Genomic DNA, 12,247 nt, shown 5'->3' with positions numbered 1-12,247 from the left:
AAAAAGTAAGGGAGCTGTAGACCGTAAGGGTTTGCAGTTTTTTTATTACATATATTACATAGGAAATTATTTACCTTTAAGGAAAAATGTGGTAATATGCTGAAAGAATGAGAGTAATTTAAGAGGCATGAACAAATGGGGTTTTTAAATCAGCTATTAAAGTACAAAAATATATGTATTCAATGTCATAACAGTCCAGATGCAGATGCACTGGCTGCGGCATATGGGGTGTATACATATTTAAAACTACACGATATCAATGTGTCAATTATTTACAGTGGAGATTATGAAATCCAAAAAAAAGATCTTTTGTACATGATTGATATCTGTGAGATTCCGGTAGCATACGTAAAAGAGTTACCAAAGACAGATCTTCTACTGCTGGTTGATGGGCAATATGGAAGAGGAAATGTATATCGTTTTGAAGCGGATAATATAGCAATGATCGATCATCATATGCCTTCCATGAAAAAAACAGAAAATGCTTTTATTGACTATTCTTATCAAAGCTGTTCTACAATTGTCTGGGAACTTTTGAAAGAAGAAGGATATGATGTAAAGGCGAATGAAAAGTTAAGTATTGCATTTTTATATGGATTGTATACAGATACTTCTTCCTATGTAGATTTGTACAAGAAGCATGACATTGCGATGCGCGATGAGTTAAGCAAAGATTATCCGGAACTGGAACGGTTAAAAAAATCATCCATGAGTCTGGAGGACCTCATGATTGCAGGAGAAGCTTTGTACCATGCATATTTTGATAAAGAGAAGCAATATCTTTTGATCAGTGCAATGCATTGTGAGCAATCAGTGCTTGGAATCATTGGTGATATGGCAATAAAGGTTGATGTTGCCAAAGTTAGCATTGCATATACGGATATTGACAGTGGATATCAGGTTTCAATAAGAAGCGCGGATCGGGAGTATCTTGCAAATGAAGTGGCAGAAAAGCTCTGCAATGGAATCGGAAGCGGTGGTGGCCATATAGATAAAGCCGGCGGTGTGATTTCAAGAGATTGTATCTCCGAAAGTTATGCAGGATGGGAAATTGCAGACATTATCAAAGAGAGAATGGAAAAAATCATGAAATAAAAAAAGAAACAGTGGTTTACAAAAAAGGAAGTAAACCGCTGTTTCTTTCTATAATGATGTTAGAATTCCCTGTTCTGATAGAATTTTATAGATAGAATCCAGGAAATCATATACAGTAATAAACCTATGAAAAGAAGAATCAAAATATAGTAACTTCGGAAAGGGAAATGTGCAAGTCCGAGAGGCAAATTTTTTATGAAAGATTGCAACCAACCAAGCAATGCGAAAAATAAAATAAATCCAATATAATAAGCAAACCGACCTTTCTCAGCACCTAGTTTGAAGGTAAACGGAAACATAAAGGCAGGTGGCAGTAATCCGGCTATAAAGATAATTGTAAAAATAGTAAGAAGACCGGAAATATAAAAGTTGTGTCTTATAATCATGTTGATTATTTGCACAATTTCAACAATGATGGCAGAAAGTGTAAGGGTACATACTGTTAAAATATATTTGGAGGATACAATTTCTTTTCGGCTACAGGGAAAGGTACAGGCATAGAGACTCCAATTTGATTTTTCATCGTAAGAAAGCAGGTTTACCGGGATAATGCTGGAAATTGTAATAGGATATAATGCAAAAAACAGATTGTTATTCCATGCTCCGGCAAAGGAAAATACAATAATCAGAATAAAAAATAAACGACAATATTTTATCATCAGATAAAGATCTTTACGAAGTAATCCTTTCATATTCAGTGAACCCCCTTTATCATAAAAATAAACAAATCTTCTATACTGATCGGATGTACCTTAAATCCTTCCGGAATCTGATCTCGAAGAACTACTGCTTCTACATTGTAAGAAGAGTATTTGACTCCGATGACCGCAGATTGATCGAGTTCCTGAAGCTGTTCCTTTGTACATTGAATGATACCGTATTTTTCCAGAAGCCGGTCTTTTTCTTCGAAAAGAACAAGGTTACCTTTATGAAGAAAGGCAACATAATCACAAATTTTCTCCAGATCACTTACAATATGGGAAGAAATTAAAATTGCATGAGATTCATCTCTGGTAAAATCATTGAAAATATCAAGGATTTCATCGCGCATTACAGGATCAAGACCACTTGTTGCTTCATCAAGGATCAGAAGTTTAGGATGATGAGAGAGAGCAACTGCAATTCCCAGTTTCATCTTCATTCCTTTTGAAAACTTACCAAATTCTTTTTTATTTGGAAGGTTAAATTTTTGGAGATATTGGTCGTATAGAGAAGAATCCCAGTTGTGGAAAATATCCTTCATAATGCGTCCAATCTGTAAAGGAGTCAGGCATTCCTGAAAACCAACTTCATCTAATACAACGCCAATTTCTTCTTTCAAGAAAGTAGTAGCAGAAGTGCAGTCTCTTCCCAAAATTCGAATCGAACCGCTGTCTTTTTTTATGATATCCAGAATTAGTTTAATGGTGGTAGTTTTTCCGGCACCATTTTCACCGATGAGTCCTAAGATACATCCACTGGGAAGAGTGAGATTTAGATGATTCAGGGAAAATCCAGGATAGTTCTTATTCAAATCGTTTATTTCTAAAGCATTTGTTTCAAATGTGGTCATAAGCTATTCCTCCATCATGAAATGAAGCATCTCAGTAAGTTCCTGTTCGCTTAGATTACAGGAAGCTGCAAGATGTACTATTTTTTCCATGTAGTCTTCAATTTTTTTCAGATTTGTTTCACGCAAAAGATCCGTATTAAGTGGAGCAACGAAACAGCCCTTTGCTGCAATCGTGTAAATAAAACCTTCTTTTTCCAGTTCATCGTAAGCCCGCTTGGTTGTTACGACACTGATTCGTAGATCTTTGGCAAGGCTTCGAATGGAAGGAAGAGCTTCGTCAGATGGTAATGTTCCACTTATAATTTGCGATTTGAGTTGTGTAAAAATCTGTTCATAGATGGGTGCACCACTTTTGTTATCTATGAATATATTCACGTTTTCACCTCGCTTAAAATGTTATAACTGTATATATACAGTATATACAGTTGGCAAAGGTGTGTCAAGAGAAACAATCCTGCTTGTATAGAAATTTGATTCATGGTATGATAACTTTCATAGATTAAACGGAATTACCAGTCGAATAATATCTGGAGAAATCAATGTATGAAGAGTAGGAGAATAAATATAATGATTTCTCTGATTAAAGTTAAGGTAGTGGGAGGAAGGAAAAATGCAGACTTTTGCGAATACAGGAATAAAAACGGAAGTTATAGACGAAATTATTTCATTTGCAAAAAAACATGATATACATTGTGTGATTCTTTTTGGATCCAGAGCGAGGGGAGACTTCAAGAGGACGAGCGATATTGATATTGCGGCAAGTGGTGGTGATTTTGATCGTTTTGCATTAGATGTTGATGAAGAGACATCCACGTTGCTGGAATTTGACATTGTGGACCTGGATAGAGATATGCAAGACGCCTTACGAGAATCGATACGGAGAGAGGGGAAAATTCTTTTTGAAAAAGTATGAAAATTTGTGTGTGTCATTGGAAAATATGAAGGATATTTATAATTACGAAGAACCGTATGATAATGTCGTTCTAACTGGTTTGGTTGGATTATATGAAATTACATTTGAGCAGTCATGGAAGATGATGAAAGAAATATTGGAGATACATGGATTTGCAGAAGGAGCAACAAGTTCTCCGAAAATGATTCTCAGAACAGCATATAAAGCAGGTATGATAAAGGATGAAGAACTATGGTTATCTGCATTACAAGAAAGAAATAATGTAACACATTCTTATAACCGAAAGATTGCAATGGGGATTATTACGCAGGCAAAACAGAAGTTTTATAAAATGTTCTGTGAATTAAAAGAAGAAATTGACAGGAATTGGATATAGTAGTCAGGAGCATAAAATGGATACAAATGAAATTAAGATCCGCCCGGCAACCGAAGCGGACGCAGCAGAAATTTTAAATATCTATGCACCCTATATAACGGACACAGCAATTACATTTGAATATGATGTTCCGACACTGGAAGAGTTTACGGGACGGATTCGTCACACACTGGAGAAATATCCGTATCTGGTGGCAGTAAGAGACAGCGAGATTATCGGTTATGCATATGCAGGAGCTTTTTATGGGCGGGCTGCATATGACTGGTCGGCAGAAACTACGATTTATGTAAAGAAGGGTTGCAGTCACAGTGGTGTTGGAAAACTGCTTTATCAGGCACTTGAAACTGCACTGAAAGCACAGAATATCATCAATCTATATGCATGCATTGGATATCCGGAAGAAGACGATGAATATCTGACAAAGAACAGCAAGCAGTTCCATGAACATCTGGGATACCGTTTGATCGGAGAATTCCGGAAGTGTGGTTATAAATTTGGGCGTTGGTACCATATGGTCTGGATGGAGAAGATGATAGGAGAACATCCGGAGAAACCGGAGCAGGTAAAGAGATTTTCAGAAATATAGTGATGGAAATTAAAAAACGGGAGAATGCTGTTTGAAAATGCATTCTCCCGTTTCTCAATATTGTTATGAGAGCATCTCTTCGATCTTCGCCTGCATTTCAGCGACGGTATGCTTTCGTGACCGGGCACATTCCTGTGCCTGACAGCCGCAGATCAAACATTTGCGGTAGACGCCGCGGGAGAGTTTTTCTCCGTCTGTTCCAATCACATCCATATCAAAAAGACGTCCGAAGGGATGGTTTTCTTCGAGTTCTGTTGTTAGTTCTTTAATTTTATCTGCCGGATAGTCGACTGTAAGAATAATTTCATTTCCAGTCTTCTCATCAAACTCAGTTTGGGTAAGAATCGGAATGTTCTCTTTTTGTAATACAGCAAAAAGTGCTTCCTTTCCGGAAAGGAATGCTTTTTTGATCTGTTCATTCGTCTTTATAGGTCCCGGAATATTCATGCAGAATGAAATCACTGGGCAATGATATCTTTGAATATATTTATTTTGTATATTAACGCGGCGCTCGCGGCAGGCGAGCATGTCGGTTAATACTACTTCCTGTCCTTTCATAGCAGATCCTCCTAATAATGAATAACATTTTCTTGTTGTCTGATTCGTTCGATTACAGGAATTGCTTCCGGACTTTTGAAATAATCCAGTGTGGTTTGCGGTACCAGCTTCGAAAGGGTATCATAGTCACCATTTTGCAGGGCAAGACGTACATTGGAAGCGCTGATCGGTGTATCCTCACAGGTCTTTCTTGGGACAACGATACATTCGATGCCCTGTTCCGGTAATTTTTCAGACATGATCCGGTTATAGATTCCGGTAACCAGGCTAGTAGGCTCTTCCCCTACGTAACGGCGAGTGATACCGAGCACCTTTGCAATCTGCGTAAATACCGTCAGGTCCAGCATGGCGTGGCTTTCAATCACTGCATTCTCATCTTTCTGGAAATAGCTTGGAAAAGTAGTATTGCTGATAATATATGGACCACTGTCGTGATAACAGATGTTTTTCAAGTGTGCTGTTCCTTTCATGACGAGTTGTTTTCTGATCTTGAATGGAACCAGGCTGGCATCTTCACTGACAATGAAGAGATGAAGCAGATCATTTTCAGCAGCCGCTTTTTCTATAAGATACTGGTGTCCGAGGGTAAACGGGTTGGCGTTCATGACGAGAGCAGCAATCTTTCTGGTGGGAGTCTCAGCAGTCAATCCTTCTGGAAGTGCATCTTTTGCAAAAGTACGCAGATAATTCTGAAATCCGGTTTTTCGGTTTTCCATGAAGACAATCTGTCCATCGATCCGGGCAATTTCATAGAATCCAAGATCACCGAAGAACTTGGCAGAATTACATTTGGTGTAAAGAAAAAGGTGTGTATTCCCTCTTGAAAACTGAAATTCAATCAGATGAGAGACGATGGAATTCATCAGTCCTTCTCCCTGATGTTCATGGCTTACGGCAAAACATCGTAAGGTGTTGCCAAAACAGCTTCCTGTTGCGATAATGTGCATCTCATCGTCATACATGCCGCAGGTGTAATCCAGGTTAGCATCTCTGCGGATCCCTTCTGAGATAAGGAGCGCGTCCACTTCATCGTTGGCTCGCTTGTCAGAAGGATAGATTTGAGAAATATAATAATCTGACATAGATAAATTCCTTTCTGCACAGTAGCTCAAAATATTTGATGAAATTATTTTAACATGTGTATAGAAAATGTAAAGAGGAGCAAGGATTCAAGAAAGAAATCAGGCATTATTCTTAAAAAAATACAAATTGGATTTATGTCATATTGATATGATCACAATATGAATTATGTAATTTACTAATAACCAGGATAACCCTATAATATAGTCGGATAAAAAATAATCGTATGATTTATAGTAAAGGAAGGATAGATATGGCAACCATTTTCCCAAGAGAAGAAAAAGCCGAGATGTTATTTGACAAGATTCTTGCAAACCCGGAGGCATGCAGGCGACTGAAAAGAACTTTTTATGATGCCATTGATTCCGGAGATGAGTTTGTGACAGAAAATCTTCCCGCAAAGCAGTTCACCGCTGCATTATTCGATGCATATGAAAATAAAGATCTGACTGCATTTCTCATGGCTGTGTGCCAAAACAGTATGTTCGATCTTTTAAGAAATGCTTTTCTGATACCGTTTAAATTTAATGCGGATGGACAGACAAATCCTATTTTTTTGACAGATGAAGAGGGAAAGCTTCTGGAAAATCTTCCGATTCATGTAAAGGAAAAAGAATATGAAAAATTTCGAAAAGTTTATCAGAAGCGTGATAAAGTAAAAATGTATCTGGCACATGGATATAAGAAAAGGCATTGTTATGATTCAGAAACAATGGAAACACAGGAATATAAGATGGGAGAGCATGACGGAGTACTTCTGATCTATGAACTTCCGGATACCGTAAAAGAAAAAAAGACGGAGGCTGAAGCTTATGCAGCTGTGTGGGATATTATGATGGAACTTCAAAAGGAACTGCCAAATTCTGTGGTATATTACGGACAGGATTTCTTGCAGGAAGAAGGAAAAAGATTTGATGAAATGGGGGTTTTCCTTCCGCTGGAACACTTTTCTGACAGACTGGAAAGGCATATAGAAAAAGCGGATCAAATTGTATATGGTAAATAAAAAGATGCATCTGGTTGAAAAAAGATCAGATGCATCTTTTTATTTAAAATTCTTTTTTACGTGCAATAACGGAATGTTTTGTCCGTCAGAATTCTTGCAAAGATAAGTCCAAGAGGCAAGGCAAGAATGATAAGTATTGCAGCTGCAAACCAGGATGCAGAGGTTTGCAGAGACATCACTCCAAGATTATAGATTGCCCGGTAAAGATAAAGTCCCGGTACCATGATGACAATAGAAGGTACAGTCAGAGAAATTCTCGGGTAACCGATTTTGCTTTTTAATACAGAAGCCAGAATTCCGGCAGTCAGGGCACCGATAAAAGCTGCGGCTGCAGGAGGCAGGGAGGCCAAGTCTACCAGTTCAAGACGGAGTGTATTGGCAATTGCTCCAATGATACCGGCTGTGGCAGAGAGTTCTTTAGGACTGTTGAACATAACAGAAAAGCCGAACACCCCGCAGAAGCTGGCGAGAAGCCGGAATAGTATATGTTGCCAGAGTGTGAGAGAAAGAGGTGGGAAATCACTTGGCTTTAAATGAAGGATAAGTGCCATGATCCAGGCGGTCAAGGTTGCGACAAGAATGATGATCATTGCGTAAGCAAGTCGTTCCAGGCCGGATCGCATATCCAGTTTTGCAAGGTCGATTCCGCTGGTGATAAATGGAAAACCGGGAATGATGAAAAGCATAGAGCATATATATCCGGCTTCATGAGCAAGAGAAATGCCGAACAACAGTTCAGTTGTTTTTAAAAGTGTAGCATAGATAAGGCAGGCAGCAGCAACAGAGGCAGTAATGCCTAAGAATAATGTGAAATGATGCTTAGTCAGTTTACATCTTACAAAGTTGCCGATACCGGCACCGAAAAAAGCAAGAAGCATTTCTACCGGTCCGCCACCAAGGAGAAAGGTAAATGCCCCACAGGCAAATGCTGCGGCAAATCCGAGTGCAACTGGAGAGTAAAGGCCATGGATCCGTTCAATCTCATCCAGATAAGAATGAATCTGTTCACCGGAAAGATATTTTTCCTTTGTTGGGAAATCGTTGATGAAGTTTTCCAGTCGGTTCAATTTCGAAGTATTAACACCGGTATTGGTCAGACACAGCGACTGTGAAAAACAGTTTTCACCGTCAAAACAGGTGTATTCAATGGACATCAGGCCAATGTCGGCGGTACAGGTGATTCCCAGTTCTCTGGAAAGGGTATTCATGGAGCTTCGAACACGCCATGCTCCGGTTCCACAGGAAAGAAGCATCATGCCACATCTACCGACCACGGAGGCTTTTTCAATTAGCCCGGCCTTTGTGATAGGAATGGTATCTTCTTTATTCAGTGCATAATCATGCCATAGAATGTCCATATGATTTTTTTCTATTATGCCTTGCTGCATAAATTTCACTTCCTTTTGCTATACCAATAATACATGAACAATATATTAAATATGTATTATTGATATTGATTTATCATAATAAAGTATAATCATCGAAATGCAAAAGTCAATAGAAGAGTTGAGAAATCCTGAAAAAGGATACGGATATGCCAATGTGGATTTAAAAACATGACCGAGGCAATGTGCATAAAATGAAAAACCATTTTTTGTCTAATGTGTATAAGAAAAAGTAGGCAAAAGAAAAGAGTGTGAAATATGTTAAGTTTTGGTTGCGATTTTCTATCTGATCATCGGAGTAATTGTGATGCTTTTATATGTTCGCTTTGAAAGACAGGAAGAAACCGTTTTGAAAGAACTGGAAAACAGAAGAAAAAGTATGTAGAAAACACCGGCAGTTTTTAAAGTAATAAATGCTAATAAAAAATGCTAATAAGCAAGAAAGCCTGTTTTTCTTGACACTCATTATGTTCGGTGTTACGGTTATCTAGGATGCAAGATATGGTGCAGATGCGGAGAATACGGTATCCAAAGTGCACCGCTTTTGAGAGTTTTATAAAACTCAGTTTACAAGAAAATAAAACAATGAGGTGTAAGAACATGCAGGAATTAAAACCGATCAAAGAAGGTAAAGTACGTGAGATTTATGACAATGGCGACAGCCTGATCATGGTTGCAACAGACCGTATCAGCTGCTTTGACGTGATTCTGAATAATGAAGTAACTAAGAAAGGTACTGTTCTGACACAGATGTCAAAATTCTGGTTCGATATGACAGAAGATATTCTTCCGAACCATATGATTTCTGTAGATACAAAGGATATGCCGGAATTCTTCCAGCAGGAGAAATACGAAGGCAAATCCATGATGTGCAAGAAGCTGAACATGCTTCCGATCGAATGTATCGTTCGTGGCTATATCACAGGAAGTGGCTGGAAGAGCTACAAAGAGAATGGAACTGTATGCGGAATCAAACTTCCGGAAGGATTACAGGAATCAGACAAACTTCCTGAACCGATTTACACACCATCTACAAAAGCAGAGATCGGTGATCATGATGAGAATATTTCTTTTGAACAGAGTATCGATCATCTGGAAAAATATTTCCCGGGAAGAGGAAAAGAATTAGCAGAAAAGCTTCGTGACAACACGATCGCTCTCTATAAAAAATGCGCAGAATATGCACTCAGTAAAGGAATCATCATTGCAGATACCAAGTTTGAATTTGGTCTTGATGAAGAAGGCAACATGGTGATCGGTGATGAGATGCTGACACCGGACAGCTCAAGATTCTGGCCGGCAGATGGTTATGAACCGGGACACGGACAACCGTCATTTGACAAGCAGTTCGCACGTGACTGGCTTACAGCCAATCCGGATAATAACTGGACACTTCCACAGGAGATCGTGGATAAGACAATCGAAAAATACCTGCAGGCATATGAGATGCTCACAGGCGAAAAACTTGCATAATTACATCACATGCCATGAGAATAAAATATGACGAAAGGACCGGCGGTTTGAGACTGCCGGTCTTTTTGCACTGGTAAAACTGTCCAGTTTTGGTATAATCAAGACAGAATATCAGTTGCAGAAAAGAAAAAGAAGAAAAAGGAGATATTATGAAACGACCATTTAAGAGAATTTTATACGGCGGAGATTATAACCCGAACCAGTGGGGAAAAGAGGTCTGGAAAGAAGATATGCGCATTTTCAAAGATGCCCGGATCAACAGTGCTACGATCAATGTATTTTCGTGGGCGAAGATCCAGCCTTCAGAAGAAATCTATAATTTTACAGAACTGGATGAGATCATTGATATGCTGAGCCGGGAGAACTATGATATCGTGCTTGCAACTTCAACAGGCGCGCTTCCGGCATGGATGGTAAAAAGATATCCGGAAGTAGCGAGAACGGATTACGAGGGAAGACATCACAAATTTGGTCAGCGCCACAATGCATGCCCGAATTCTCCGGTGTTTCAGAAGTTTGCATCCCGTCTTGCAGGCAAACTTGCTGAGCGTTACGGGGACAATCCGCATGTGACCTGCTGGCATATCAGCAATGAATACGGTGGAGAATGTTATTGTGAAAACTGTGAAAAAGCGTTCCGCGTATGGCTGCGCGGGAAGTATCAGACTCTGGATGAACTGAACAAAGCATGGAATACCGAATTCTGGGGACATACCATTTATGACTGGGACGAAGTGGTACTACCAGATGCACTTGGCGATGGGATCGAAGATGCAGCAGAACCGCATATGACGGCTTTTGCAGGTCTTTCCATTGATTACTGCCGGTTTAATTCAGACGGAATGCTGAATAACTTCAAGATGGAAAAAGAAGCGATCCGTAAGTTTGATAAAGAGACACCGATCACTACCAATATGATGGGAACCTTTAAAGGACTGGATTATTTCAAATGGGCGAAAGAAATAGATGTTATTTCGTGGGATAATTATCCATCTTATAACACGCCGTGGAGTATGGTGGCCATGAAGCATGATCTGATGCGTGGACTTAAGGATAAACCATTTATGCTGATGGAGCAGACTCCAAGCCAGCAGAACTGGCAGCCGTATAACTCACTCAAGCGTCCGGGACAGATGCGTGCACAGAGCTATCAGACCATGGCACACGGAGCAGATACGATCCAGTTTTTCCAGCTCCGTCGCAGTGTGGGAGGATGTGAGAAGTTCCACGGTGCTGTCATTGCACATGCAGGAACGGAAAATACAAGAGTCTTCCGCGAGGTGAAGCAGCTTGGTGAAGAACTGGAAAGATTAAGTGACCTGATCCCGGGATCTGTAAATGAAGCAGAAGTTGGAGTGATCTTTGACTGGGATAATTACTGGGCTTTGGAATACACAAGCGGCCCGTCGATCAGTCTCAAATATGTGGACCAGATCCACCGCTATTACCGTTATTTCTATGAAAAAAATATTGGCACCAGTATGATTCCGGTGGATGCGGATTTCTCAAAATATAAGATGGTGGTTGCACCGGTTCTTTATATGGTAAAACCGGGAATGAAAGAAGCACTGGAAGAGTATGTGAAAAATGGCGGTATTCTTGTGACAACCTATATGAGTGGTATTGTTGGAGAGTCAGATAATGTATACCTTGGCGGATATCCGGGACCGTTAAAAGAGATGGCTGGTGTCTGGGTGGAAGAAATCGATGCCCTTGCACCGGAACAGCATAACATCGTGACGTTCAAAGACGGAAGCCGGAGCAAATGTAAGATCGTATGTGATCTGATGCATCTGGAGGGAGCGGAGTCTCTTGGCGAATATACGGAAGATTTCTACGCAGGCATGCCGGCAGTGACCAGACATAGTTATGGAAAAGGAAAACTGTATTACATCGGAACCTGTATGGAAGAAGATGGAATTGCGAAGATTCTTTCCATGGCAGTAGAGGATGCAGGAGCAGAACCGGTTGCAGGAGCTGGAAACGGTCTGGAGATCGTGAAACGTAACAGAGAAGGAAAGAGCTTCTATTTTGTGATGAACTTCAGGGATGAAGAGCTGGAAATTCCGGAAGAATTTGCAGGCAAAACAGATCTGCTAAGTGGGAATGCAGTAGGAAAAGGAGAAAAACTTCCGAAGTTTGGTGTGAAGATTGTAGTGGAATAAAAATTTAAGATTGAAAATAAAAGGAAGCAGGAATTTCAGACAGGTGTAAGGCTGTCAG

At 39.7% G+C, this 12,247-nt stretch carries 13 protein-coding genes; 7 read left to right on the top strand and 6 right to left on the bottom strand.

Going from position 1 to position 12,247, the window contains the following annotated elements:
- Positions 1-135 precede the first annotated feature (135 nt).
- Positions 136-1,095, top strand: coding sequence for a DHH family phosphoesterase (locus PG418_RS18060; protein ID WP_498837819.1), 960 nt, complete (start codon positions 136-138; stop codon positions 1,093-1,095).
- Between the two features lie 59 nt (positions 1,096-1,154).
- Here the strand turns inward: PG418_RS18060 and PG418_RS18055 are convergent, their stop codons facing one another.
- The 3 genes from PG418_RS18055 to PG418_RS18045 are packed head-to-tail and all read right to left on the bottom strand — an operon-like array spanning position 1,155 to position 3,022.
- A complete protein-coding gene (locus PG418_RS18055; protein WP_055297673.1) occupies positions 1,155-1,787 on the bottom strand; it encodes an ABC-2 transporter permease in 633 nt (210 codons plus the stop codon).
- A gap of 2 nt (positions 1,788-1,789) precedes the next feature.
- A complete protein-coding gene (locus PG418_RS18050) occupies positions 1,790-2,647 on the bottom strand; it encodes an ABC transporter ATP-binding protein (RefSeq protein WP_055262067.1) in 858 nt (285 codons plus the stop codon).
- Between the two features lie 3 nt (positions 2,648-2,650).
- Positions 2,651-3,022, bottom strand: coding sequence for a GntR family transcriptional regulator (locus PG418_RS18045; protein ID WP_008368544.1), 372 nt, complete (start codon positions 3,020-3,022; stop codon positions 2,651-2,653).
- Between the two features lie 235 nt (positions 3,023-3,257).
- Between PG418_RS18045 and PG418_RS18040 the strand changes: the two genes are divergently transcribed.
- From PG418_RS18040 to PG418_RS18030, 3 genes are read left to right on the top strand one after another with little or no spacing between them, the layout of a single operon-like run.
- The gene (locus tag PG418_RS18040; protein ID WP_008368542.1) at positions 3,258-3,560 is read left to right on the top strand and encodes a nucleotidyltransferase family protein; all 303 of its coding nucleotides are present in this window, start codon (positions 3,258-3,260) and stop codon (positions 3,558-3,560) included.
- On the top strand, positions 3,547-3,936 hold the full coding sequence (locus PG418_RS18035) for an HI0074 family nucleotidyltransferase substrate-binding subunit (protein WP_055262069.1): 390 nt from the start codon (positions 3,547-3,549) through the stop codon (positions 3,934-3,936). The genes PG418_RS18040 and PG418_RS18035 overlap by 14 nt, the downstream gene beginning before the upstream one ends.
- 16 nt (positions 3,937-3,952) lie before the next feature.
- Positions 3,953-4,522: a GNAT family N-acetyltransferase gene (locus PG418_RS18030; protein ID WP_055262071.1), complete on the top strand. Its 570-nt coding sequence runs from the start codon at positions 3,953-3,955 to the stop codon at positions 4,520-4,522.
- Positions 4,523-4,585: 63 nt separating this feature from the next.
- Here PG418_RS18030 and citX read toward each other — a convergent pair whose 3' ends face one another.
- Positions 4,586-5,080 (bottom strand): citrate lyase holo-[acyl-carrier protein] synthase, encoded by a 495-nt coding sequence (citX, locus tag PG418_RS18025; RefSeq protein ID WP_055262073.1) that lies wholly within the window; start codon positions 5,078-5,080, stop codon positions 4,586-4,588.
- Between the two features lie 11 nt (positions 5,081-5,091).
- A complete protein-coding gene (citC, locus tag PG418_RS18020) occupies positions 5,092-6,162 on the bottom strand; it encodes a [citrate (pro-3S)-lyase] ligase (protein ID WP_055262075.1) in 1,071 nt (356 codons plus the stop codon).
- Positions 6,163-6,413: 251 nt separating this feature from the next.
- Between citC and PG418_RS18015 the strand changes: the two genes are divergently transcribed.
- Complete coding sequence (locus PG418_RS18015; RefSeq protein ID WP_055158184.1) at positions 6,414-7,166, top strand: DUF4866 domain-containing protein; 753 nt, start codon at positions 6,414-6,416, stop codon at positions 7,164-7,166.
- A gap of 56 nt (positions 7,167-7,222) precedes the next feature.
- Here the strand turns inward: PG418_RS18015 and PG418_RS18010 are convergent, their stop codons facing one another.
- Positions 7,223-8,554, bottom strand: coding sequence for a threonine/serine exporter family protein (locus PG418_RS18010; protein WP_008368528.1), 1,332 nt, complete (start codon positions 8,552-8,554; stop codon positions 7,223-7,225).
- A 597-nt stretch (positions 8,555-9,151) separates the two neighbouring features.
- On the opposite strand from PG418_RS18010, the gene PG418_RS18005 reads away from it, so the two are divergent.
- Both PG418_RS18005 and PG418_RS18000 read left to right on the top strand, forming a co-directional pair.
- A complete protein-coding gene (locus PG418_RS18005) occupies positions 9,152-10,024 on the top strand; it encodes a phosphoribosylaminoimidazolesuccinocarboxamide synthase (RefSeq protein WP_022219933.1) in 873 nt (290 codons plus the stop codon).
- Positions 10,025-10,173: 149 nt separating this feature from the next.
- Positions 10,174-12,189, top strand: a complete 2,016-nt coding sequence (locus tag PG418_RS18000) for a beta-galactosidase (RefSeq protein ID WP_055158188.1) — start codon at positions 10,174-10,176, stop codon at positions 12,187-12,189.
- Positions 12,190-12,247 lie beyond the last annotated feature (58 nt).

Origin of the sequence: Bariatricus sp. TF06-38A, from assembly GCF_027690675.1 — a bacterium.
In the GTDB taxonomy this organism is placed as follows: Bacteria; Bacillota; Clostridia; order Lachnospirales; family Lachnospiraceae; genus Allocoprococcus; species Allocoprococcus comes.
This window is presented reverse-complemented; position numbering and strand designations above follow the sequence as displayed.